The organism is Aeromicrobium sp. 10G20-16, assembly GCF_055809665.1.
On the sequence record NZ_CM147919.1, the window covers coordinates 842,194 to 864,216 of the forward strand.

Sequence of the window (22,023 nt, forward strand, 5' to 3'; positions counted from 1 at the left end):
TTTGCGGGCTTGCCCGTTGACGCACCTGACTGAGGTCAGCGCACCCAGCCCATACGAGAGACTGAGCAGATGAGCGAGCAGTGCACGTGGTGCAAGGCGGAAATCCCGTCGGGTGGTGAAATCTGGATTGAACGCCAGAAGCAGAACGAGTTCGAGTACGAATGGAGCGGTGTCTTCTGCGGTGATGAGCACGCGTCGATGTGGGTGGCGAAGCCGTTCGACCCTGACCCCGCCACCAACCCCACTGACAGCTGGCAGGACATGGCCTTCACGATCGGTTGCTTTTCCATGGTGGCGTCCGCTGTGATCTTCGCTTCGATCGGGTTCGTGAATGTTGTTCAGTGGCTGCTTGGCCTGGTCTAGGCATCAGGGACCATGTGCACCCGTGTTCAGACGCTTGCTGACCCGCGTGGCTCACTGACTATGACCTCGTTCACAGTCGCTGTCGCTGGCCGCTCGATCTGGCACGCTGGAGACATCCGTGGACCCCACCAGGGGCTGCGAGACGAACAGGAGCATCACGATGGCCGACGCCACGCCCGAAGAGACCGCGCCCTACGGATCGGGCACGCAGCCCGTCGAGAAGAAGCGCACCCGCATCCGCACGCACCACCTGCAGCAGATGAAGGACAACGGCGAGAAGTGGACGATGCTGACCGCGTACGACCAGTACGCGGCCGCGACGTTCGACGAAGCCGGCGTCGAGGTGCTGCTGGTCGGTGACTCCGCGTCCAACAACGTCTACGGCAACAGCACCAGCCTGCCGGTGACCGTCGACCAGCTGATCCCGCTGGTGCGGGCCGTCGCCCGCTCGGCTCCCCACGCCCTCGTGCTGGCGGACCTGCCGTTCGGCTCCTACCAGCGCTCGCCGGAGCAGGCGTTCGACACCGCCGCGCGGTTCATGAAGGAGGCCGACGCCCACGCGGTCAAGCTCGAGGGCGGGTTGGCGATGGTGCCGCAGGTCAAGCTGCTGACCGACGGTGGCATCCCGGTGTGCGCCCACATCGGCTTCACCCCGCAGTCCGAGCACAACCTCGGTGGCTACCGCGTGCAGGGTCGCGGCGACGGCGCCGAGCGCATGGTCGAGGAGGCTCTCGCGCTGCAGGACGCGGGTGCGTTCGCCATCGTCATGGAGATGGTGCCCACGCCCGTCGCCGCCGAGGTGACGAAGGCGCTGCGCATTCCCACCGTGGGCATTGGCGCCGGCATCGAGTGCGACGCCCAGGTGCTGGTCTGGCAGGACATGATGGGCCTGAACACGGGCAAGGCGCCGCGATTCGTCAAGCGCTATGCCGACCTGCACGGGGTCATGCTGCAGGCGGCCCAGGAGTACGTCGCCGACGTCAAGGGCGGCACGTTCCCCGAGGAGCAGCACTCCTTCGCCGAGTAGGACGTCGGGTCAGGTCGACCAGCCCCACCACTGCGCGCCGGCCAGCACGACGAGGAACCACACCACGGCGCCGACCGCCGGGATCCACGGGCACCGCTCCGGTCGGCTGCGGGTCCACCGAGCGAGCACCACGGCCTGCGGCACCAGCAGCAGACAGACCAGCACGACGGCCCACCACGGGGCGTACAACGAGGTGCTGATCGACAGCCACAGCACCACGAACAGGCCGACGACCCCGATCCACGGTCCGGAACGCTTGAGTCGAAGCCGGCGGCGACGACGACTCATGCGTCGTCGGAGTCCTTCGGGGTGTCGTTCCAGTCCGGATCGTTGTCCCACTCCTTTGTGCGCTCGGCGGCGATCTCCAGGGCACGAGACGCCTCCGCAGCGCTGTCGTACGGACCGAGACGGTCAGCTGCGCGGCAGCCTTCCTCTCCCTCGACCGTTCCGTGCTTGGTGCAGTAGTAGAACTTCTCGTCGGTCATGGAACCCATCCTGCCCCACGCCGTCGCTCCCAGCCGCCTATCGTTGGCCCGTGACCGAACTGAGCGCCGGAGTCGTCACTCCGGGGCGCCACGTGCCCGCCGACATCGAACGTCCGGAGTACGTCGGTCAGGCCGAGCCGTTGCCCTACCGCGGACCGTTGGTGCGCGACGCCGGCACGATCGAGGCCATGCGGGGCGCCAGCCGGATCGCCGCCCAGGCTCTCGAGGCAGTCGGAGAGGCAGTTCGCCCCGGCATCACCACCGACAAGCTCGACGCCATCGGACACGACTTCCTGGTCGACCACGGCGCGTACCCGTCCACCCTGGGCTACCGGGGGTTCCCCAAGTCGTTGTGCAGCAGCGTCAACGAGGTCATCTGCCACGGCATCCCGGACGATCGCCGCCTCCGCAACGGCGACATCGTCAACATCGACATCACGGCGTACGTCGACGGGGTCCACGGTGACACGAATGCCACCTTCCTCGTCGGCGACGTCGACGAGGAGGGCCGCCTGCTCGTCGAACGCACCCGCGAGGCGACGATGCGCGCCATCCGAGCCGTGCAGCCCGGCCGCCAGATCAATGCGATCGGTCGGGTCATCGAGTCGTACGCCCGCCGGTTCGGCTACGGCGTCATCCGCGAGTTCACCGGCCACGGCGTCGGACCGGCCTTCCACGACGGGCTGGTCGTCCCGCACTGGGACGACCCCGACGCCACCACGCCGATCCAGGTGGGCATGACCTTCACGATCGAGCCGATGCTGACCATCGGCGGTGGCACCGAGTGGAACCTGTGGGACGACGACTGGACCGCCGTCACCGCCGACGGCGCGCGCACCGCCCAGTTCGAGCACACGATCCTCGTGACTCCCACCGGCGCCGAGATCCTGACCCTGCCATGACCCTCGGACCCACCACCCCGGCGCTTCCGGTGGCCGACATGACCCTCGCGGTGGCCCTGTATCGCGAACGCCTCGGCTTCACGGTCATGCACGTGAGCGAGGACTACGCCGTGCTGCGGCGCGACGACGCGACCATCAACCTGTGGCTGGCCGGCGACACCCGGTGGCGGTTCCGCCTGCGGCGGCGCCCCGTGCGATCAGGGGCCGAGTCGTTCATCGCCGGCACGGCCAGCTGCCGCATCGCGTGCGACGACGTCGACGCCATCCACGTCGAGATGGCGGCAGCTGGTGTCCTTCACCCGGCGTCCCGGGTCGGCGTCGTCGACACCGACCACGCGACCCGCGAGGTCAACGTGCTCGATGCCGACGGCAACCTGCTGACGTTCTACCGGCCCGTCTGACCCATCTGCCCTACGGGATGTAGTTGAACTCGTCCGGGTTCGGGCCCGTGCGCTCGTTCCTGTCGAGGGCCGTGATGGTGCCCATCTGGCCCTCGTCGAGCTCGAAGTCGAACAGGGCGAAGTTCTCCTCCACGCGGCTGCGGGTCACCGACTTGGGGAAGACGATGTCGCCACGCTGGATGTGCCAGCGCAGCACCACCTGGGCGGGCGTCCGGTCGACCTCGGAGGCGACACCGGTGATGGCCGGATCCTCGAGCACACCACCCTGCGCGATCGGCGACCACGCCTCGACCGCGATGCCGAGCTCGCGGCACACCTCGCGCAGCTCGTCCTGGACCAGGTACGGGTGCACCTCGATCTGGTTCACGGCGGGCACGATCTCGGTCTCGTCGATCAGTCGACGCAGGTGGTTGGCCTGGAAGTTGGACACACCGATCGCCTTGCAGCGGCCGTCGCGGTAGCCCTCCTCGAGCGCCTTCCAGGTCTCGACGAAGTCGATGTCGATGCCCGGCAGCGGCCAATGGATCAAGAACAGGTCGACGTAGTCGGTGCCGAGCGCCTTCAGGGTGCCGTCGAGCGCGGCGATCGCGTCGTCATGGGCGTGGAAACCGTTGTTGAGCTTGCTGGTCACGAAGATGTCGTCCCGGGCCAGGTCCGAGGCGGCGAGCGCCTCACCCACCCCGGCCTCGTTCTGATACATCTCGGCGGTGTCGATGTGCCGGTAGCCGACCTCGAGCGCCATCAGCGTGGCGTCCTTGGTGTCCTCCGGCGGGATCTGGAAGACGCCGTAGCCGAGTTGCGGGATCTGCGAGCCATTGTTCAAGGTGATCGTGGGAACAGTCATGACTCGAACGTAGCGCGGCGACCCAGTGCCGGCAGAAGGGCGAATGAGCCGGCCTGTAAGCCGGATTCTGTCCCGTTCACCGAGGTGAGCGAGGGCGACCATCCATCTGGGGCGCCCATTGCTGGGCGCCTCGGTGCGACCTACCCGCTGACATCGGACGAGCAGCCCGTCAGCGCACGTGCCGAAGCACGCTCTTGGTCTTGCTCCCGGTGGGGTTTACCTAGCCGCGCCGGTCACCCGACACGCTGGTGAGCTCTTACCTCACCGTTTCACCCTTACCCGCACCCCCCGCGAACAGGGGGCCGCTGGCGGTCTGTTTTCTGTGGCACTGTCCCGCACGTCACCGTGGGTGGCTGTTGGCCACCACCGCGCTCTGTGGAGTCCGGACTTTCCTCGAGCCACCCGAAGGTGGACCGCGGCCGCCCGGCCGGCTCATTCGCACACCGAGGGTACCGCGAATCGCGGGTGCGCTAGTCTGGTGCTGCGAAAGGGAGTAGTCCCCAACGGCTGTGTCGACATGCTGACCGCCCCGCCTCGGTGGAGTGGTCCGGTGCAGCAGGCCAGACGCCGAGCACGATCCGGCGGACGGCGGACGAGACTTTCGACCAGTAGTTGTCCTGCACGCGCGACAGCCTGGTCGAAGACTCGTCGTCCAGGCTCTTCGTCCAGGTGACGAGGAGCCTTCTTCATGTACGCCTTCCTGCTGAGCACCGCCGTGATCTTCGTGGCCGAGCTCGGCGACAAGAGCCAGCTGATGGCCATGACGTTCGCCACCCGCTACCGGGTGCGCGACGTGCTGATCGGCATCACCGCAGCCACCGCGATCGTGCACCTGGCGTCGGTCGGCATCGGGTTCTGGATCGGCGACAGCTTCGCCAAGAGCCAGGACACCATCGCGGTGGTGGCCGGTGTCGCCTTCCTCGCCTTCGCGGCGTGGACCTGGCGAGGCGACGAGCTGAGCGAGGACGAGGCGGCCAAGGCCACACGCAGCACCGGTGCGGCGATCGTGGCCGTCGGCGTGGCGTTCTTCCTGGCCGAGCTCGGCGACAAGACCATGCTGGCCACGATCACCCTGGCCACGCAGGAGGGGTGGTTGGGCACCTGGATCGGCAGCACCGTCGGGATGGTCGCCGCCGACGCACTCGCGATCGTGGTGGGCGCGCTGATGGGCAGGCACCTGCCGGAGCGGGCGATCAAGATCGGCGCGACGCTGGCCTTCGTCGTGTTCGGAGTGGTCCTGATCGCCGAAGGGCTCGGGTGGCTGTGACACTCGCCGTCACCGATCTGGTTGCCGTCGTCGGCTTCCTCGTGGCGATCATGGTGCTCGCCACGGCCTGCGCGGACGCCGGCCTGTTCGACGCCGTCGGAGCACGCGTGTCTCGGGTCGCGCAGTCCCCCGGGCGCGCCCTCGTGTGGGCCGTGGGCGTGAGCGCGATCGTCACCGTGGTCCTGAGCCTCGACGCGACGGTCGTGCTGCTCACACCCATCCTGCTGGTCGCCTCCGGGCGGCGCGCCGATCACGCCTATGCGACGGTGCGGCTGGCCAACTCCGGATCGCTGCTGCTCCCGGTGTCGAACCTGACCAACCTGCTGGTCTTCCCGGCCACCGGCCTGACATTTCTCGGCTTCGCCTGGGCGATGCTCCCGGTGTGGCTGCTGGTCGTCGTCGCCGAGCTCGGCGTGCTGAGGCGACGATTCAGCAGTGACCTCACGGCGCCGGCGGTCTCCCCCGACCCCCCGGCAGTGCCCCTGTACCCGGCTGCGGTCGTGATCGTGGTCCTGCTCGCGCTGGCCAGCGGTCTCACCCCCTGGGTGCCGGCCACCGCCGGTGCCGTCCTGGTCGGCGGGCTCGGCCTGGTGCGCGGCTGGTCGAATCCTCGCGACCTGCTGGCCGCCGCGAACCTGCCGCTGGCGGCGCTGGTGATCGTGTGGGGAAGCTTCGTGGCCTACGTGGCGAGCACCCGGATCGGAGCCGACATCGCTGACGTGCTGCCCAGCGGGACCGGGCCGATGTCGATCGTGGGCATCGCGCTGCTCGCCATGGTCGCCGCCAACCTGATCAACAACCTGCCGGCCACGTTGCTGCTGCTGCCCGCCGCCACCGTGGTCAGTCCGGTCGGGCTGCTCGCGCTCCTGGTCGGCGTCAACGTCGGAGCCAACCTGACCATCATCGGCTCCTTGGCGAACCTGTTGTGGCGGCGCACGGCGGCCCGTGAGGTCACGACGCTGCGTGAGTTCCACCGACTCGGCGTCACGACGACGCCGGTGATCGTGGTGGCGGCCGCGCTCGTGCTGTGGGCGTGGACGTCGCTTATCTGGTGACGGCCGATAGGGTCGGGCGGTGCTCGTCCTGCTGCCCCCCTCAGAAGGCAAGACCCGTCCGGCCTCAGGTGCGCCCGTCGCCCTCGATCACCTGAGCTTCCCGCGTCTGACCGCCACCCGCGAACAGCTGCTGCGCACGCTGATCAAGGTGTCCGCCGGCCATCCGAGACGGGCCGCGCAGGTGCTGGGGCTCGGGCCCACCCAGGCCGAGTCGCTGGAGGTCAACGCAGGGCTCGCCGACGAGCCGGCAGCCCGCGCCGACGCGGTCTACACCGGTGTGCTCTTCTCCTCGCTCGACCTCGCGTCCCTGGACGCCGCAGCACGATCGCGCGCCGACGAGACCCTCGCGATCGCGAGCGCACTGTTCGGCCTGGTCCGTCCGTCGGACCTGATCCCCGCGTACCGGATGTCGGGCACCGTCTCGCTCCCCCGCCTCGGCCCGGTGGCCGGCCGCTGGCGACCCGTGCTCCCCCGCGTCATCGGCGAGGCAGCAGGCGACGGCCTCGTCGTCGACCTGCGATCGGGCACCTACGTGGCGCTCGGCAAGCCCCCGGCCGCGCTCTCGGAGCGCACCACGTCGTTGCGGGTGCTGCACGAGCACCAGGGCCGACGCAAGGTCGTCAGCCACTTCAACAAGGCCACCAAGGGGCGGATCGTCCGCGACCTGCTCACGTCGGGCGCCGAGCCACGAAGCATCGACGAGCTCGAGTCCGCACTGCGCGACCTCGGCTGGACCACCGAACGGCGTGGCACCGAGATCGACGTGATCGTGGCTGAGGTCTAGATCCCTGACTCGGCGGTGCGAACCAGGATGCGGTCGCACTCGGGGCAGCGCAGGACCTCGCCCTCGGGCGCTGCGGCGATGTCGCGAAGGTCCGCGCTGTTCAGCTGGAGACGGCAGCCCTCGCACGCGCGGGCACGCAACGCTGCGGCACCCACGCCACCCTTGGACGCCCGCACCTTCTCGTAGAGGGCCAGCAGGTCGTCGGGCACGTTCGCGAGCACCGTCTGACGATCCGCGCGGGCCGCGTCGAGCTGCTGGTCGATCTCGATGACCGCTGCGTCCCGCGCGGCACGCAGGTGCTCCAGATCGGTGTCGATGGAGGCGAGGTCTCCGGTGACGTTCATCAGCCGCGCCTGGGCCTCCTCGAGGCGCTCCATGACCTCGAGCTCCTCGTCCTCCAGCGTCGTGATGCGACGCTCCAGCGCGACGAGCTCGTGCTGCAGGCTCTCGAGATCCTTGGGGTTGGAGATCGCCCCGGAGTTGAGCCGTTCCTCGTCGCGGGCCCGCCGAGTCTTGACCTGCTCGACCTCGACGTCGGCCTTCTTCTGCTCACGCGTCAAGTCAGAGACCTCGGTGTCGGTCTCGATCCGGACGCCGTCGAGCTCGGCTCGACGCGCCTCCAGCTCGGTGAGCTGGGCCAGCTCGGGAAGCGAGTCGCGCCGGTGGGTCAGTCGGGCGATGGCGGCGTCCTGGGCCTGCACGTCGAGCAGGGCGAACTGGGCGGTGTCATCGGCTCTCACGGACCAACCGTACCGGGCACGTGAGATGTCCACGGGTCGGTCACGATCTCGGACACCTTCGTCTGCACGGCGGGCAGCCGATCGGCCAGCGCCGCAGCGGCGACCGGCAGCCACGTCCACTCGGCCGACCAGTGCGGCACGTCGATCACCGGGCACCCTCCGGCCTCCAGGTGCTCGCTGACCGGGTGGTGACGCAGGTCGGACGTCACGTAGACGTCGGCTCCCGCTGCCGTCGCCGCAGCGAGCAGGAAGTCGCCCGATCCGCCGCACAACGCCACGGTCGACACCCGGTGGTCGGGGTCTCCGGCGACCCGGTTGGCGCTGTGGTGCGCCGGCAGCGCCGCGACGACGTCCTGCGCGAAGGCGCCGAGCGTCGTGGGCTCGGGCAGCACGCCGACACGCCCGCTGCCACGGTGCTCGTCGGGGCCGCACTGGATCTCCAGCACCTGGTGCGCGACCTCTTCGTAGGGATGCGCGGCGACCATCGCCTCGCGCACCACGGCGCGCAGGTGCGGCGGAGCGACCAGCTCGATGCGCATCTCCGGCACCTGCTCGATCTCTCCGACCGTCCCGATCGCCGGGTTGGCGCCGTCGAGCGGCCGGAAGGACCCGACGCCCTCGGTGCGGAAGAACACCTGCTCGTAGTCACCGATGCCTCCGGCGCCGGCCGCGTGCATGGCCGCGACGACCTTCTCGGCGTCGGCGATCGGCACGTACACGATCCACGCGTCGATCGGGTCGGTCGGGTCCGGGTCGAGCGGACGCAGGTCGGTCAGCCCCAGGGCGAGCGCCATCGACTCCGAGACCCCGAGAGGCGGACTGTCGGCGTTGGTGTGACACGTGTGCAGGGCGATGCCGTGTCGGGTCAGCGTGTGGACGACCCGCCCCTTGGGGGTCGAGGCGGAGACCGACGTGACGCCCTTGAGCCACAGCGGATGATGCGTGACGACCAGGTCGGCTCCCCACTCGATCGCCTCGTCGACGACCGACTGGACCGGGTCGACGGCGAACAGGATCTTGCTGACCTCCTGGTCCGGGTCACCGGCGACCGTCCCCACGGCGTCCCAGTCGGCGGCGTTCCGCGGGTCGTACAGCTCGTCGAGGATGGACACGACCTCATGCAGGCTCGGCATGCCCGAACTGTAGTCGGGCGACGGTCAGGACCGGTGCGTCACGAGCCGTCGTCGTCCTGCGCGTCGAGCCGGCGTCGACGCGTCACGAACCAGGCCGTCGCCGCGACGGCGAACGCCAGCGGCCACCACGGGACTCCGCCGGACTGCTGTGGCGGTTCCTCGTAGGTGGAGGAGTCGTCGACCGAGGGCGTGGCGCTCGGCGTCGCGGACGGTGAAGGGATGATCTCGTCGCCCAGGTCCTGCCCACCCTCGACCGGCGTCTGCTCGGCCTGCTGGGCCACCTCGTCGCGCAGGTTCTCCTGGTCACGGGCCCGGCTGCGGCCCTCGGCGAACCCGTCGTCGTTGCCGACCGAGTACCCGGTGGTGAAGCCGTCCTCGTACGCCTCCTGGAGCGCCGGATCATCGGGGTACAGCACCGGCGGACTGGGGCGGACGGCCGCCGTCGCAGACGGAGCGGCACCGATCGACACGGTGACTGCGACCACGGCGACCACCAGCAGACGAGCAGCTCGCGCGGCCCAACGCATCATCGGCTCCCTCCCTCGTCGAGTTCAACGAGGAAGGGAGCCGATCGGTTACAGCGCGTCAGACGCAGTGTCGGTGTGTCCTACTGCGGCGGCGGCAGGTCGTCACGACGACGTGCGCCCTGGGTGGCCTGGGCGTTGAGGAACAGGCTGAGGATGATGCCGAGGGCGCCTGCTGCCATCAGGATGTAGCCGATGACATTGATGTCGACGCCGCTGACCGAGTAGGTCACCGCGAACGACAGGATCGCGCCGACTGCCAGCAGGACGATGGATCCGCCGATGTACATGTGAGGCCTTTCGTTGTGGGGCGACTCGACCGTAGCGGGTGCCGACGGTCACTGCAGATGGCAGCCGATCACGCGACGACTGCGAGCGCCAGGGGCAGCACGGGTCCCGCACCCGCACGACGCAGCTCGCGAGCCGCCACCGTGAGCGTCCACCGGCTGTCGACGCGATCGTCGATCAGCAGCACCGGCCCACCCTGCAGCGTGGCGAGCCGTTCGGCGAGGTCGGGACCGACCCCGAGGCTGCCCCACACGTCGGCCAGGCGGTAGACGCTGTTGCCGCCGGAGCCGTGTCGCGGGCCCTCGCCGACCAGGTCCATCGCGCCGAGGTCCTGCAGCCGGCCGATGCGAGCGATGCCGCGGGCCAGGGAGTCGACCAGCAGCGGCCTGGACCGAGACGGCACGTTGACCACGGCGACGGGCCGCTCGGACCACCGCCAGTCCTTGAGCACCTGGACGCACGCACCCAGCAGCGCATCCGTGACCGGGGCGTCGGGCGCGCCGGCCGCGAACAGCTCGCGCAACGTCCCGCCCCACCCGAGATCGGTCAGGCGTGCCACGGCACGCCCGGTCTCGGCGCGCTCGTCCGGGGCGATCTTGCCCTTGGCGACGGCCGAGCCGGTGGGCCACTGCGCACGCGGGTCGATCTCGACGCCGACCTGGTCCAGCGAGCTGGCAGCGACCTGGCCGGCCGTGGCATCGACGTCCACGGGATACCAGGGCTCGGTGCAGGTGTCGCAGCGCCCGCACGGCTGGGCCGTCGGATCGTCGAGGTCGCGTTGCAGCAGCTCCATGCGGCACGAGGTGGTGTGCTCGTAGGCGACCATCGCCTCCTGCTCCGCGGTGCGGGCCTCGGCGATGCGCTCGTAGCGTTCACGGTCATAGGTCCACGGCTGCCCCGTGGCCACCCAGCCGCCCTGCACCCGACGGACGGCACCGTCGACGTCCAGCACCTTGAGCAGCAGCTCCAGCGGACTGCGCCGGATGTTGACCAGAGCCTCGAGCGCCGGGGTGGAGATCGGCTCGGCGCCGAAGCTCGCCAATCACGGCCGAAGCGCGCTCCTGGCTGGGCATCGATGCCGTGGCGAAGTAGGTCCAGATGTCACGGTCCTCGCGTCCCGGCAGCAGCAGGACGTCAGCGTGGTCGGTGGCGCGACCCGCGCGGCCCACCTGCTGGTAGTACGCCACCGGCGACGACGGGGCGCCGAGGTGGATGACGAAGCCGAGGTCGGGCTTGTCGAACCCCATGCCCAGGGCGCTGGTGGCGACCAGCGCCTTGAGCTCGTTGCGCTTGAGCCGCCCCTCCAGCTCCTCGCGCTCGTCGGTGTCCGTGCGGCCGGTGTACGAGCGGACGTCGTGGCCCGCCTCGCGCAGCAGGCGCGCGGTGTCGTCGGCGGCCGACACGGTGAGCGCGTAGATGATGCCGCTACCGGGCATGTCGGCCAGGTGGCTGACCAGCCACGCCAGGCGCTCGCGCGTGCTGGGCAGCTCGAGCACGCCCAGGCGCAGGGAGTCGCGCGCCAGCGACCCACGAATCGTCAGGACGTCGTCTCCCCCGCCGAGCTGCTCGGCGACATCGGTGACCACCCGCTCGTTGGCCGTGGCGGTGGTGGCGAGCACCGGCAGGTCGGCCGGAAGCCGCGCGATCAGCTCGGCGAGGCGCCGGTAGTCGGGTCGGAAGTCGTGGCCCCAGTCGGAGATGCAGTGCGCCTCGTCGACCACGAGCAGGCCCATGCGTTCGACGAGGGCGGGCATCTGCTCGTCGCGAAAGCGCGGGTTGTTCAGCCGTTCGGGCGAGACCAGCAAGACGTCGACCTCGTCGGCGTCGAGCGCGGCGCGGGTCTGCTCCCACTCGTGCGGGTTGGTGGAGTTGATCGCGACGGCTCGCACGCCGGCTCGCGCGGCCGCCGCCACCTGGTCACGCATCAGGGCCAGCAGCGGCGAGACCAGCAAGGTGGGCCCAGCACCGCGCTGACGCAGCAGCAGGGTGGCGATGAAGTAGACCGCCGACTTGCCCCAGCCCGTGCGCTGGACCACCAGCGCACGCTGGTGGTCGTCGACCAGGGCGGTGATCGCCTCCAGCTGCCCGTCGTGGAACACCGCGTCCTCGACTCCGGTCAGCTGCTGCAGGGCGGTGGTCGCATCGGTGGTGGTGGACATGTGGCCATCGTGTCAGGCGAAGATGAGCCCATGAACCTCTCGTCGTCGGCCCGCAGCCTGTGCGCCGCGCTCGTGCTGGCCGCTGCCCTGACCGCGTGCGGCGGACCGGACACCGACGTGCGCCTGGCACCGGCCCTTCAGTGCGATGCCGACGCCCGGTCCGACGATGCCAAGGACAAGGTCGAGCAGGTCGGTGGGCTGGTCACCGACGAGTTCACCGTCAAGTTCGCGAAGAGCACCGAGCTCGGCGTAGTGGCCCTGGTCGACGGGAACGTGGACCGCGCGTTCCAGGTGCTGCGCGACGACTACGGAGTCGTCGCCGTCGCGGGGCAGGACCCGGACGGTGATCCCGGCACCATCAGCGGCTTCACGCAGGTGCAGCAGATCGTCGACGACGTCTGCGGCTGAGCGTCGCGCTCAGAAGACCAGCTCGCTGGACGGCACCGCGGCTCCGGAGGCGTCGGGATACGACAGACCCCACCCCGCGTACATGTTGGTGAAGTTGATCTTGGTCTGCGCCGAGAGGACCTCTCCGCCGGTGTACTCGGCCGGGTACTCGCCGGTGGTGTGGCAGTCCGAGACGAGGGTGACGTCGTAGCCGCGCACGACGGCACCGTGCAGGGTGGAGCGGATGCAGGCGTCGGTCTGGGCGCCGGCGATCACCAGATGCCCGACTCCGAGCCCGGTGAGGACGTCGGCCAGCTCAGTGTCGGCGAAGGAGTCGCCGTAGCGCTTCTGCACCACGGGCTCGCCGTCGGCCGGCACCAACCCGTCCGCGTACTGCCAGGCGTGCTCGCCCTCGACCAGCTCGTCGCTGTTGTGCTGCACCCAGACCACCGGCGTGCCCGCGGCACGGGCCCGGTCGACGAGGTCGGCGGTACGGGCGACGACGCCCGCGGCATCCCACGTGCCGTCGTCGGCGAGCACGCCGTTCTGCAGGTCGATGACGACGAGGGCCTTCGGTGAATCGGTCATGGTGGCAGCGTAGATCCGAGCACCGACACATCGGTAGACCGGCGGTGGGCGAAGAGGGGCTCGAACCCCCGACCTTCCGGGTGTAAACCGGACGCTCTGACCAGCTGAGCTATTCGCCCTGAGTCACGTGCTGCGACTGCCGCAGATTACCGCAGCGTCGGCACAAAGAGAGCGCGGCTGCCAGGGTCTCGGGTCCCTGGCAGCCGCAGCACGATCATCGAATCACCCCGGCGGCACCGGCCGCAGGTGTTTGACCGAAATGCTCAGGAATTTTCTGGCGCGAGGTGGGCCAGCGCCGCCAGGTGGACGTCGATCTCGCGCGGCTCGCCCATGCCGTGACGGACCGACCAGCGCACCACCGACGCGGCGTCCAGCAGGAACGACGCACGGGAGGCGGCCCCCACCTCGTCGTCGAAGCATCCGTACGCCCGCGCGACACCGCCGTGCGGCCAGAAGTCGCTGAGCAGGTCGAACCCGAGCTGGTCGCGGTCGTCGAAGACCCTCAGGGCGAACATGGGGTCGCACGAGATCGCCACGAGACGCACCCCGGCGTCGTCGAAGGCCGCCCGGTGGTCACGCAGCGAGGCCAGCTCGCTGGAGCAGATGCCGCTGAACGCGAAGGGGAAGAACACGACCAGCGCCGGGGATCCGCCCGCGGCGTCGACGCTGATGGTCTCGCCGTGCTGGTTGCGCAGACCGAGCGCGGGGGCCGGATCACCGACGCCGAGCACGTCAGCGCTTGTGCGTGGAGAAGCTTGGTGGAGGCCCAGTCGGTCGAGGCCGCCGAGGTGGTGGTCGTCGAGAGACCCGCGATCGGCGCCGACTCGGCGATGTCCGCGCCCTCGACGTAGCCGGGGCGGCCGATCTTGGGGGTGAACAGCCAGACCGGCCCACCCTCCACGACGTCACGCAAGGTGTCGACGAGAGCATCGGTGAGGTCGCCGTCGCCCTCGCGCCACCACAGGATCACGCCGTCGACCACGTCCCCGTAGTCACCATCGACGAGCGCGTTGCCGGTGAAGTCCTCGATGGCGACCCGCAGGTCCTCATCGGTGTCCTGGTCCCACCCCAACTCCTGGATGACGGTGTCGGGCTCGAAGCCCAACTTGGCCGCGTCCACTCTGCTCCTCCTCGTGCCGGAAAATGTCTACCGGGAAGTAGCGAAAAACCTACCCACAAGTAGGCGAACTCCGCAGGTTCCCGCCCTCACCCTAGCGAACACCGAGTGGTTTGATGGACACGTCCACAAGACGCGCACCCAGGAGTCGTCATGCCGCAATCCGGCCAGCAGGATCGTCCGTCCGGAACCGAGCGCCCGCCGGTCATCCACGAGGGTCTGCCCACGCAGCTCCCCGACATCGACCCCGAGGAGACCGCCGAGTGGGTCGGCTCGCTCGACGACATGATCGACAACCGCGGACGGTCCCGTGCGCGGTACACGATGCTCAAGCTCCTGGAGCGCGCCCGCGAGCAGAACGTCGGCGTCCCGGCCCTGCGCAGCACCGACTTCATCAACACCATTCCTCCCGAGCGCGAGCCGTGGTTCCCCGGCAACGAGGCCATCGAACGCCGCATCCGCTCCTACATCCGCTGGAACGCGGCCGTCATGGTCTCCCGGGCCAACCGACCCGGCCTGGGGGTCGGCGGTCACATCGCCACGTACCAGTCGGCCGCGAGCCTCTACGAGGTGGGCTTCAACCACTTCTTCCGCGGCAAGAACCACCCGGGCGGCGGAGACCAGCTGTACTTCCAGGGCCACGCAGCCCCGGGCATCTACGCCCGTTCCTACCTCGAGGGCCGGCTCGACGAGCAGCAGCTCGACCGGTTCCGCCAGGAGAAGTCGCACGGAGCCGGCGCGGGCCTGTCGTCGTACCCGCACCCGCGCCTCATGTCGGACTACTGGGAGTTCCCCACCGTCTCGATGGGCCTGGGCGCCATCAACTCGATCTACCAGGCACGGTTCAACCGCTACCTGCACAACCGCGGCATCAAGGACACCAGCCAGCAGCACGTCTGGACGTTCCTCGGCGACGGCGAGATGGGTGAGCCCGAGTCACTCGGCGCCATCGGCATCGCGGCCCGCGAAGAGCTCGACAACCTCACCTTCGTCATCAACTGCAACCTGCAGCAGCTCGACGGACCCGTGCGCGGCAACGGCAAGATCATCCAGGAGCTGGAGTCGTACTTCCGCGGCGCCGGATGGAACGTCATCAAGGTCGTCTGGGGCCGCGAGTGGGACGACCTGCTGGCGCGCGACACCGACGGCGCACTGGTCAACCAGATGAACCGCACCCCCGACGGCGAGTTCCAGACCCTGTCGGTCGAGACCGGTGCCTACAACCGCGAGCACTTCTTCGGCCCCGATCCGCGCCTGCAGAAGATGGTCGAGCACCTGTCCGACGAGGACATCGAGCGTCTCCCCCGCGGCGGCCACGACTACCGCAAGGTCTACGCGGCCTTCGAGGCGGCGCAGAAGCACACCGGCCAGCCCACGGTGATCCTGGCGCACACCATCAAGGGCTGGCTGCTGGAGTCGTTCCAGGGCCGCAACGCCACCCACCAGATGAAGAAGCTGACCAAGGACGACCTCAAGGGCTTCCGCGATCGGCTCAACATCCCGATCTCCGACGCCCAGATCGACGGCGACGACCTGCCGCCGTTCTACCACCCGGGTGCGGACTCCGAGGAGATCCAGTACATGACCGCCCGGCGCGACGCGCTCGGCGGGTCGCTGCCCAAGCGCATCGTCAACCCCACCACGGTCAAGCTGCCCGAGCCGGACATGTACGGCGAGCTCAAGAAGGGGTCGGGCAAGCAGTCCGTCGCCACGACCATGGCGTTCGTCCGCCTGCTGCGCGACCTGATGAAGGATCCCGAGGTCGGCCGCCGCATCGTGCCGATCGCGCCCGATGAGTACCGCACCTTCGGCATGGACTCGATGTTCCCGTCGGCGAAGATCTACAACCCGGCGGGCCAGACCTACGAGGCCGTCGACCGCAAGCTGCTGCTGGCGTACAAGGAGTCGGCCCAGGGCCAGCTGCTGCACGAAGGCATCAGCGAGGCCGGCGCCATGGCCTCTGCCATCGCGGTCGGCAGTGCGTACTCCACGCACGGCGAGCCCATGATCCCGGTCTACCTGTTCTACTCGATGTTCGGCTTCCAGCGCACCGCCGACTCGATCTGGGCCATGGCCGATCAGCTGGCACGCGGCTTCCTCGTCGGCGCCACGGCCGGACGCACCACCCTGACCGGCGAGGGGCTGCAGCACGCCGACGGCCACTCCCCCCTGATCGCGCAGACCAACCCCGCCGTCGTGCACTACGACCCGGCGTACGGCTACGAGATCGCGCACATCGTCGAGCACGGCATGGAGCGCATGTACGGCTCCACCGACGAGCACCCGCACGGTGAGGACGTCATCTACTACCTGACGGTCTACAACGAGGCCTTCGTGCAGCCGCCAGAGCCGGAGAACCTCGACACCGACGGCGTCCTGCGCGGCGCCTACCTGCTGCGTCCGGCAGGCGGAGACGCCCCGGCGACAGCGCGCATCATGGCTTCGGGCGTCGCGGTCCCGTGGGCCATCGAGGCCCAGGAGATCCTCGCCACCGAGTACGGCGTCGCAGCCGACGTCTGGTCGGTCACGTCGTGGAACGAGATCGCCCGTGACGGCATCGCCACCGAGCAGTGGAACCTCAACCACCTCGGCGAGCAGCCGCGGACGGCGTGGATCAGCGACCGGCTCGGCTCCACCGCCGGGGGCGGCGACATCCCGACCGTGGCGGTCAGCGACTACATGCGTGCCGTGCCCGACCAGATCTCTCGATGGGTGCCGGGACAGTGGCAGTCGCTCGGCACGGACGGGTTCGGGTTCGCCGACACCCGCGCTGCCGCCCGACGCTTCTTCCAGGTCGACACCGAGTCGATCGTCGTCGCGACGCTGGCCGAGCTGGCCCGCACCGGCGCGATCGACCCCTCGGTCGCCCGTGGGGCGTTCGACGCGCTGCGCATCGACGACGCGACTGCCGTGTCCGACGTGCCACAGGTCGGCGGCGACGCCTGAGAGACATGGATCACACGCCAGCGGCCTCACAGACACCTCTCAGCCGTGCGCCATAAGATGTCGGTCATGCTCCGCTGGCCCTACACCTTCGCCGTGGCGCTGTCGTTGGCGATCGGGGCCACGGCGGTCTACTACTCCCAGACCCTGGGCATCGGCCTCAAGGACCCCGAGGGCTTCCTCGGGCCGGCGTACATCCGGTTGCCGTTGATCGCCGTGGTGATCTTCGCCGCCGGCATCGCGCCGCAGGCGATCCACCGGTACGGGCTGCGCGGATTCATCCCCGGCATGCGCACCATCTTGGTCACCGAGTGGAACCTGCGCCGGGTGGGACACGTCGCCACCGGAATGATCGCGTTCTACATCTGCTACGTCAGCTACCGCAACCTCAAGAGCTACCTGCCGATCCTGCGCGGCGACACCCTGTACGACCGCGAGATGCTGCAGCTCGACCGCTGGATCTTCCTGGGCAACAACCCGGCCGACGTCCTGCATGGACTGCTCGGCACCACCGTTTCCGCACAGGTCCTCGCCGTCCTCTACGTGCTGTACCTGACCGTCGTCCCCATCAGCGTCGGCGCCGTCCTGGTGCTGGTGCGCGACTACACGGTCGGTGCCTGGTACGCCACCGCCGTGAGCCTGAACTGGGTGCTCGGGACGATCAGCTACTACCTGCTGCCCACCCTTGGTCCGGCGTTCTACCAGCCGCAGTCCTATGCCGACCTGCCCGAGAACGGCGCCTCGGCCCTCCAGGGCGCGCTGATGCGCGGAGCGTTCGGCTTCAAGGAGGATCCGCAGGGCGGGGACATCTTCGGCATCGCGGGCTTCGCGTCACTGCACGTGTCGGTCGTCGTGACGGCCGCCCTGTTCCTGCACTACGCCGCCGCGCCGAGGTGGATCCGCCTCGTCGCCTACGCCTACGTCTGCACCACGGTGGTGGCAACGCTCTACCTCGGCTGGCACTACGTCGCCGACGACATCGGCGGCGCCTTCATCGGCTGGGCCGCCGTGGCCATCGGAGCGGTCGTCACCGGCAACGCCAAGTGGCAGAAGCGACGACGTCTCGACGCAGGGTCCGCCGAGGAGCTGGCCGAGACAGCGCCGACCACACCTCACTCGCCGGCGGTGTAGCTACCCGGCGTCGGGCTCCACGGCAGCATCCACCGCTGCCACGACCGGCGGCACGCTGGTGAGCTCGTACTGGTCGCCGCGGCGCAGCAGCGAGCGCCACCGGCCCCGGTGGTAGCTGGCCGGCGGGTTCTCGTCGATGAACTCCAGCACGAGGCGACAGAACTCGGCCGGATGATCCTTGTGGGGGAAGTGGCCGGAGTCCTCGAGGACGTGGACGTCCTTGATCTGCGTGGGCGACGACTCCGCGTGCCGCGCGGGAATCACCATGTCGTCGCGTCCCCACACCACCAGCACCGGCATCAGCCGGGCCAGGTAGCTGCGGTCGGTCATGGTGACGAACTGGCCGCGCCAGTTCAGGACGTGGCTGGTGACCCGCTGCGTGGCGGTTCGGGCCGCCGGGTCGGCCATCGCCTCGTAGATCCGCGCGACCTCGTCGAGGTCCCGGGTGGCGCTCAGCGGCAGCCTGGACAGACCCGTCATCGCCCCGGCGACGATCGGGCGCCACGGGCGGAACGTCGCCACGCGCAGCGCCAGGCCAGAGCCCGGGACGGTGAGCAGCCGCACCAGCGGGCTGACGTCCTTGCCCAGACCGCCGGTGGAGACCAGGATGACGCGCTCGGTGCGCTCGGGGAACTGGTAGGCGAACTGCATCGCGACGCCACCGCCGAAGCTGTGGCCCACGACCGTGACCCGGTCGATGCCCAGGATCGTCATGAGATCGCGCATGCCGTTGGCGTATCCGCCCAACGAGTAGTCGGCGTCCGGCTTGTCGGACTCGCCGTGCCCGAGCAGGTCGGGCGCGATCACCGTGAAGTGCTCGGCCAGCTCGTCCATCACGGGCAGCCACGTGCTGGAGTCGCAGGCGAGGCCGTGCAGGAGCAACAGGGCGGGGCCGGAACCCTGGATGCGGAACGCACGCCGGTAGCCATGCACGACCACGTACTGGACTTCGGCTGGGTGACCCATCCCGACATCGTAGTGGTGTCGACCGCCGGGCCGACCTCGGATCGGCGCCGCTGTGATCCTTGCCTCACGACCATCCGGCTACCCGTAGAATCGGTGACGTGGCGTCCCGATCAGAGATCCTCGAACAGATCACCGACATCTCGGTGCGGGTGCTGGCGTGTGACGAGGACGACGTGGAGCCCGGTGCCCGGTTCAGCGAGCTGGGCGCCGACTCGCTGACGATCGTGGAGATCGGCGAAGAGCTCGGCCGCCGCTTCGACGTCTACCTCAGCGACGAGACCATCGACACGATGCGCACGGTGCAGGACGCGATCACCGCCGTCCTCACGCTCACGGCCAAGACCGCCGTCGCACCCGTCCACCGCCCGCTGTCCACCGCGGCCGTGACTCCCGCAGCGCCTCCGCCCGAGCCCGGCACCCCACACTTCACCCGCAAGCTCACCGGACTCCTGACCTGGATGGCCATCATCGGGGTGCTCGTCGGCGGATTCATCGGTTTCGGGATGTCCGCCATGGTCTCGGCCACCGGCCTCAGCGACGTGAAGCTGCCTCCGATCAGCGAGGAGACCGCCACGCCGACTCCCACCGAGACGACCCCCAGCCCGAGCCCTCAGCCGGCGCCCACCGACGACGCTCCCCAGCCCACGCTCTCGGCCGAGAAGCGGCAGGTCGCTCCGGGTGAGCGATTCGTGCTGTCCGGCGACTTCCCCACCCTCGATGCGGGAGTCGAGCTGCAGGTGCAGGTGCGCGAGCCCGGCACCGACTGGGACGACTTCCCCATCACGACCGAGACCCGCGCCGACGGCAAGTTCAAGACCGAGCTCTACACCTCACGCACGGGCGAGCGGGAGTTCCGGCTGATGAACGAGGCCACGAAGCAGACCACCCCGACGGTCAAGGTCCAGATCGGCTAGACGACCTGGTGGAGCCACCGCACCGGAGCGCCCTCGCCGGCGTGACGGAACGGCTCGAGCTCTGCGTCCCAGGCTGCGCCGAGCAGACCGTCGAAGGCAGCGTGGACCTCGGCCTCGCCCGAGGCGATCTTGCCCTGGATGGCCTTGATGCGGTCCTCGGGGATCAGGACGTCGCCGTGCAGCCCGGTCAGGGCGTGGAAGATGCCCAGGCTCGGCGTGAACGAGTAACGCGCACCCTCGCTGGCCGTCGTGGGCTCCTCGGTGACCTCGAAGCGCAGCTGCTCCCAGCCACGGAGCGCAGAGGCGATGGTGGCCGCGGTGCCGATCGGGGCCTGCCACGACAGCTCGGCGCGGTAGGTGCCGGGCTCAGCCGGCTGCTTGACCCAGGCGAGCTCCGCCTTGCCTCCGAGCACGCCGGACGCCGCCCACTCGATGTGCGGCAGCAGGGCTGACGGTGCGGAGTGGACGAAAAGGACACCTCGGGTGAGGTGTGGCGATGAGTTGTTCACGGTGCCTCCCTGTGTCGCCTTCCCCAGCGTCAAGGTGGTACCTGGGTCCATTGTGGCTCATGTGAAGCAATAGGACAACACCTGTGTCATTCGTGTTGTCACACCACATGCAAGTTGTTGACGCCTCGCGCACGCCACACGTCGAGCACGGCCTGCTTGTCGTCCCAGGCCGCAACGACGGTGAAACCGTCCTCGACGAGGTGGTCCCAGATCTCGTCCTTGATGACGACGTCCTTGCGGTAGTCGCCCACGATCCGCAGGTAGAGACCGTCGTGCGGCACACCGTGCCGGTCCAGCCAGGCCAACGACAGGTCGCGCCAGATGAACTCACGCGACGACACGATGACGACAGCACGCCCCGCCTCGTGGTCGGCGCGAGCGGCCGCGAGAACCTCCTCGCGCGGCGGACATGCCGCGGAGGCGGCGTGGAACGCCGGGAAGTCGCGCTCCTCCCCCTCGATCAGGTGCTGGATCGAGGAGGTGTCGCACAGCGTGCCGTCGAGGTCGTAGATCACGGCGTCGCGCATGGGTCCATCCTCCACCGAAACTCCCGGGTGCACCTAGGATCTGCTCGTGTCCGCTCGTGTCGGCCTGCTGCAGGTCTGTGTCGCGGGCGTCCTGTGGGGCACGGGCGGACTGGTCGTCCAGCTGATCCGCGAGCGCGTCCCGATGTCGACGCTGACCATCAGCGCCTACCGCATGCTGATCGCGGCGATCGCGCTGCTGGTGCTGCTGGCGCTGCTGCGCCGCCTGCACGAGGTGCGGGGGCTCGTCGTGGCCCGGCCCGGGGCTGCCGCCGCCGTCGGCGCTCTCACCGGGGCGTACCAGGCGCTCTACTTCGCGTCCGTCGTGTGGGTCGGCGTCACGGTGGCCACCGTCGTCAGTCTCGGGCTCGCACCCGTCCTCCTCACGGCGGTCGACGCCGTTCGTGCCCGCCGTGTTCCTCGCGCCTCCACGCTGGCCGTCGTGGGCGCCGCCCTGACCGGCCTCGTGCTGGTCAGCGTCGCGTCCGGCTCCGGTGTCACCGGACCACGGCCGGGGCTCGGCATCGCGGCTGCCGTCGCGTCAGGAGCCACCTACGCGTTCGCGACGTCCTGGGGACGACCCCTCGCGCAGCGCACCGACCCACTCATCCTCGTCACGGCCGCCACCGCCTGGGGAGCAGTCGTGCTCCTGCCCCTCGGACTCATCGGCGCCTTCGGCGACGCGCCGCTCGCGACGACGGACCTGCCGACGATCGGCTGGCTGCTCTACCTGGGCATCGCGACCATGGCGCTGGCCTACGGATTGCTGTACGCGGGGCTGCGGCTCACGGCTGCGAGCGCAGCCGTCGTCGCTACTCTCCTCGAGCCCGTGGCGGCAGCCGTCCTCGCTGCGCTGGTGCTCGACGAGCAGCTCACCGCACTCGGCATCGCGGGTACGGCGCTGATCCTCGCTGCCGTCATCGGCCTGGGCCGTCGGCCGGTGCTCGAGCCGCCGGGATAGCCAAAACAGCC

Annotated in this window: 24 protein-coding genes, 1 tRNA gene, 1 other RNA gene and 2 pseudogenes; 12 read left to right on the top strand and 16 right to left on the bottom strand. The window is 69.5% G+C overall.

Features of this window, described 5'->3' with window-relative positions:
- The first annotated feature begins 69 nt into the window (after positions 1-69).
- Both AC0L5F_RS04180 and panB read left to right on the top strand, forming a co-directional pair.
- Positions 70-363, top strand: a complete 294-nt coding sequence (locus AC0L5F_RS04180) for a hypothetical protein (RefSeq protein WP_473315365.1) — start codon at positions 70-72, stop codon at positions 361-363.
- A 160-nt stretch (positions 364-523) separates the two neighbouring features.
- On the top strand, positions 524-1,390 hold the full coding sequence (gene panB / locus AC0L5F_RS04185; RefSeq protein ID WP_473315366.1) for a 3-methyl-2-oxobutanoate hydroxymethyltransferase: 867 nt from the start codon (positions 524-526) through the stop codon (positions 1,388-1,390).
- 9 nt (positions 1,391-1,399) lie between these two features.
- Here the strand turns inward: panB and AC0L5F_RS04190 are convergent, their stop codons facing one another.
- Both AC0L5F_RS04190 and AC0L5F_RS04195 read right to left on the bottom strand, forming a co-directional pair.
- Positions 1,400-1,678, bottom strand: a complete 279-nt coding sequence (locus AC0L5F_RS04190; RefSeq protein WP_473315367.1) for a hypothetical protein — start codon at positions 1,676-1,678, stop codon at positions 1,400-1,402.
- Positions 1,675-1,875, bottom strand: a complete 201-nt coding sequence (locus AC0L5F_RS04195) for a hypothetical protein (protein WP_473315368.1) — start codon at positions 1,873-1,875, stop codon at positions 1,675-1,677. Before AC0L5F_RS04195 ends, AC0L5F_RS04190 begins: the two co-directional genes overlap by 4 nt.
- 50 nt (positions 1,876-1,925) lie before the next feature.
- Here AC0L5F_RS04195 and map point away from each other — a divergent pair, with 50 nt between their 5' ends.
- Positions 1,926-2,777 (top strand): type I methionyl aminopeptidase, encoded by an 852-nt coding sequence (gene map, locus AC0L5F_RS04200; RefSeq protein ID WP_473315369.1) that lies wholly within the window; start codon positions 1,926-1,928, stop codon positions 2,775-2,777.
- Positions 2,774-3,178: a VOC family protein gene (locus AC0L5F_RS04205; RefSeq protein WP_473315370.1), complete on the top strand. Its 405-nt coding sequence runs from the start codon at positions 2,774-2,776 to the stop codon at positions 3,176-3,178. Before map ends, AC0L5F_RS04205 begins: the two co-directional genes overlap by 4 nt.
- 10 nt (positions 3,179-3,188) lie before the next feature.
- On the opposite strand, the gene AC0L5F_RS04210 is transcribed toward AC0L5F_RS04205, so the two are convergent.
- Complete coding sequence (locus AC0L5F_RS04210) at positions 3,189-4,022, bottom strand: aldo/keto reductase (RefSeq protein WP_473315371.1); 834 nt, start codon at positions 4,020-4,022, stop codon at positions 3,189-3,191.
- 40 nt (positions 4,023-4,062) lie between these two features.
- An RNA gene (gene rnpB, locus AC0L5F_RS04215) (RNase P RNA component class A) lies at positions 4,063-4,457 on the bottom strand.
- Positions 4,458-4,710: 253 nt separating this feature from the next.
- On the opposite strand from rnpB, the gene AC0L5F_RS04220 reads away from it, so the two are divergent.
- From AC0L5F_RS04220 to AC0L5F_RS04230, 3 genes are read left to right on the top strand one after another with little or no spacing between them, the layout of a single operon-like run.
- Positions 4,711-5,289: a TMEM165/GDT1 family protein gene (locus tag AC0L5F_RS04220; protein WP_473315372.1), complete on the top strand. Its 579-nt coding sequence runs from the start codon at positions 4,711-4,713 to the stop codon at positions 5,287-5,289.
- Positions 5,280-6,344 carry an SLC13 family permease gene (locus AC0L5F_RS04225; RefSeq protein WP_473315373.1) on the top strand — a complete coding sequence of 355 codons (1,065 nt, stop codon included), beginning with the start codon at positions 5,280-5,282 and terminating at the stop codon, positions 6,342-6,344. The genes AC0L5F_RS04220 and AC0L5F_RS04225 overlap by 10 nt, the downstream gene beginning before the upstream one ends.
- Positions 6,345-6,363: 19 nt before the next feature.
- Positions 6,364-7,128 (top strand): YaaA family protein, encoded by a 765-nt coding sequence (locus tag AC0L5F_RS04230; protein WP_473315374.1) that lies wholly within the window; start codon positions 6,364-6,366, stop codon positions 7,126-7,128.
- Here the strand turns inward: AC0L5F_RS04230 and AC0L5F_RS04235 are convergent.
- From AC0L5F_RS04235 to AC0L5F_RS04255, 5 genes and pseudogenes are all read right to left on the bottom strand, one after another.
- Positions 7,125-7,868, bottom strand: a complete 744-nt coding sequence (locus tag AC0L5F_RS04235) for a zinc ribbon domain-containing protein (protein WP_473315375.1) — start codon at positions 7,866-7,868, stop codon at positions 7,125-7,127. The genes AC0L5F_RS04230 and AC0L5F_RS04235 overlap by 4 nt on opposite strands.
- Positions 7,865-9,001: a Nif3-like dinuclear metal center hexameric protein gene (locus tag AC0L5F_RS04240; protein WP_473315376.1), complete on the bottom strand. Its 1,137-nt coding sequence runs from the start codon at positions 8,999-9,001 to the stop codon at positions 7,865-7,867. The genes AC0L5F_RS04235 and AC0L5F_RS04240 overlap by 4 nt, the downstream gene beginning before the upstream one ends.
- Positions 9,002-9,039: 38 nt before the next feature.
- Positions 9,040-9,531 (bottom strand): hypothetical protein, encoded by a 492-nt coding sequence (locus tag AC0L5F_RS04245; RefSeq protein WP_473315377.1) that lies wholly within the window; start codon positions 9,529-9,531, stop codon positions 9,040-9,042.
- A 77-nt stretch (positions 9,532-9,608) separates the two neighbouring features.
- A complete protein-coding gene (locus AC0L5F_RS04250) occupies positions 9,609-9,815 on the bottom strand; it encodes a DUF6458 family protein (protein WP_473315379.1) in 207 nt (68 codons plus the stop codon).
- 68 nt (positions 9,816-9,883) lie between these two features.
- Positions 9,884-11,972, bottom strand: a pseudogene (locus AC0L5F_RS04255) (RecQ family ATP-dependent DNA helicase).
- A gap of 30 nt (positions 11,973-12,002) precedes the next feature.
- On the opposite strand from AC0L5F_RS04255, the gene AC0L5F_RS04260 reads away from it, so the two are divergent.
- On the top strand, positions 12,003-12,380 hold the full coding sequence (locus AC0L5F_RS04260) for a hypothetical protein (protein ID WP_473315380.1): 378 nt from the start codon (positions 12,003-12,005) through the stop codon (positions 12,378-12,380).
- Positions 12,381-12,389: 9 nt separating this feature from the next.
- Here AC0L5F_RS04260 and AC0L5F_RS04265 read toward each other — a convergent pair whose 3' ends face one another.
- The 4 genes and pseudogenes from AC0L5F_RS04265 to AC0L5F_RS04280 all read right to left on the bottom strand — a co-directional run.
- Complete coding sequence (locus AC0L5F_RS04265) at positions 12,390-12,947, bottom strand: cysteine hydrolase family protein (RefSeq protein ID WP_473315381.1); 558 nt, start codon at positions 12,945-12,947, stop codon at positions 12,390-12,392.
- 45 nt (positions 12,948-12,992) lie between these two features.
- Positions 12,993-13,066: transfer RNA gene (locus AC0L5F_RS04270), tRNA-Val, on the bottom strand.
- A gap of 144 nt (positions 13,067-13,210) precedes the next feature.
- Entirely contained in the window at positions 13,211-13,678 is a 468-nt protein-coding gene (locus AC0L5F_RS04275; RefSeq protein WP_473315382.1) for a redoxin domain-containing protein, read from the bottom strand.
- A gap of 74 nt (positions 13,679-13,752) precedes the next feature.
- Positions 13,753-14,067 (bottom strand): annotated as a pseudogene (locus AC0L5F_RS04280) (DUF3052 domain-containing protein); the annotation flags it as partial.
- A 150-nt stretch (positions 14,068-14,217) separates the two neighbouring features.
- Between AC0L5F_RS04280 and aceE the strand changes: the two are divergent.
- Positions 14,218-17,010 carry a pyruvate dehydrogenase (acetyl-transferring), homodimeric type gene (aceE, locus tag AC0L5F_RS04285; protein WP_473315383.1) on the top strand — a complete coding sequence of 931 codons (2,793 nt, stop codon included), beginning with the start codon at positions 14,218-14,220 and terminating at the stop codon, positions 17,008-17,010.
- Positions 17,011-17,076: 66 nt separating this feature from the next.
- Positions 17,077-18,138: a phosphatase PAP2 family protein gene (locus AC0L5F_RS04290; protein WP_473315385.1), complete on the top strand. Its 1,062-nt coding sequence runs from the start codon at positions 17,077-17,079 to the stop codon at positions 18,136-18,138.
- On the opposite strand, the gene AC0L5F_RS04295 is transcribed toward AC0L5F_RS04290, so the two are convergent.
- Positions 18,139-19,104 carry an alpha/beta fold hydrolase gene (locus AC0L5F_RS04295; protein WP_473315386.1) on the bottom strand — a complete coding sequence of 322 codons (966 nt, stop codon included), beginning with the start codon at positions 19,102-19,104 and terminating at the stop codon, positions 18,139-18,141.
- 98 nt (positions 19,105-19,202) lie between these two features.
- Between AC0L5F_RS04295 and AC0L5F_RS04300 the strand changes: the two genes are divergently transcribed.
- On the top strand, positions 19,203-20,018 hold the full coding sequence (locus AC0L5F_RS04300) for an acyl carrier protein (protein WP_473315387.1): 816 nt from the start codon (positions 19,203-19,205) through the stop codon (positions 20,016-20,018).
- Here the strand turns inward: AC0L5F_RS04300 and AC0L5F_RS04305 are convergent.
- Complete coding sequence (locus tag AC0L5F_RS04305; protein WP_473315388.1) at positions 20,015-20,527, bottom strand: DUF3145 domain-containing protein; 513 nt, start codon at positions 20,525-20,527, stop codon at positions 20,015-20,017. The genes AC0L5F_RS04300 and AC0L5F_RS04305 overlap by 4 nt on opposite strands.
- A gap of 98 nt (positions 20,528-20,625) precedes the next feature.
- A complete protein-coding gene (locus AC0L5F_RS04310; RefSeq protein ID WP_473315389.1) occupies positions 20,626-21,054 on the bottom strand; it encodes a phosphatase domain-containing protein in 429 nt (142 codons plus the stop codon).
- 46 nt (positions 21,055-21,100) lie between these two features.
- Here AC0L5F_RS04310 and AC0L5F_RS04315 point away from each other — a divergent pair, with 46 nt between their 5' ends.
- Positions 21,101-22,012, top strand: coding sequence for a DMT family transporter (locus AC0L5F_RS04315; protein WP_473315390.1), 912 nt, complete (start codon positions 21,101-21,103; stop codon positions 22,010-22,012).
- Positions 22,013-22,023 lie beyond the last annotated feature (11 nt).

Excerpts from the sequence above, each read along its gene's own strand:
- AC0L5F_RS04290 (WP_473315385.1), top strand. The coding sequence starts at position 17,077 with ATGCTCCGCTGGCCCTACACCTTCGCCGTGGCGCTGTCGTTGGCGATC.
- panB (WP_473315366.1), top strand. The coding sequence starts at position 524 with ATGGCCGACGCCACGCCCGAAGAGACCGCGCCCTACGGATCGGGCACG.
- AC0L5F_RS04205 (WP_473315370.1), top strand. The coding sequence starts at position 2,774 with ATGACCCTCGGACCCACCACCCCGGCGCTTCCGGTGGCCGACATGACC.
- AC0L5F_RS04190 (WP_473315367.1), bottom strand. The coding sequence starts at position 1,678 with ATGAGTCGTCGTCGCCGCCGGCTTCGACTCAAGCGTTCCGGACCGTGG.
- AC0L5F_RS04250 (WP_473315379.1), bottom strand. The coding sequence starts at position 9,815 with ATGTACATCGGCGGATCCATCGTCCTGCTGGCAGTCGGCGCGATCCTG.
- AC0L5F_RS04260 (WP_473315380.1), top strand. The coding sequence starts at position 12,003 with ATGAACCTCTCGTCGTCGGCCCGCAGCCTGTGCGCCGCGCTCGTGCTG.
- AC0L5F_RS04220 (WP_473315372.1), top strand. The coding sequence starts at position 4,711 with ATGTACGCCTTCCTGCTGAGCACCGCCGTGATCTTCGTGGCCGAGCTC.
- aceE (WP_473315383.1), top strand. The coding sequence starts at position 14,218 with ATGCCGCAATCCGGCCAGCAGGATCGTCCGTCCGGAACCGAGCGCCCG.
- AC0L5F_RS04195 (WP_473315368.1), bottom strand. The coding sequence starts at position 1,875 with ATGACCGACGAGAAGTTCTACTACTGCACCAAGCACGGAACGGTCGAG.
- AC0L5F_RS04265 (WP_473315381.1), bottom strand. The coding sequence starts at position 12,947 with ATGACCGATTCACCGAAGGCCCTCGTCGTCATCGACCTGCAGAACGGC.
- AC0L5F_RS04245 (WP_473315377.1), bottom strand. The coding sequence starts at position 9,531 with ATGATGCGTTGGGCCGCGCGAGCTGCTCGTCTGCTGGTGGTCGCCGTG.
- AC0L5F_RS04180 (WP_473315365.1), top strand. The coding sequence starts at position 70 with ATGAGCGAGCAGTGCACGTGGTGCAAGGCGGAAATCCCGTCGGGTGGT.
- AC0L5F_RS04240 (WP_473315376.1), bottom strand. The coding sequence starts at position 9,001 with ATGCCGAGCCTGCATGAGGTCGTGTCCATCCTCGACGAGCTGTACGAC.
- AC0L5F_RS04310 (WP_473315389.1), bottom strand. The coding sequence starts at position 21,054 with ATGCGCGACGCCGTGATCTACGACCTCGACGGCACGCTGTGCGACACC.
- AC0L5F_RS04295 (WP_473315386.1), bottom strand. The coding sequence starts at position 19,104 with ATGGGTCACCCAGCCGAAGTCCAGTACGTGGTCGTGCATGGCTACCGG.
- AC0L5F_RS04210 (WP_473315371.1), bottom strand. The coding sequence starts at position 4,022 with ATGACTGTTCCCACGATCACCTTGAACAATGGCTCGCAGATCCCGCAA.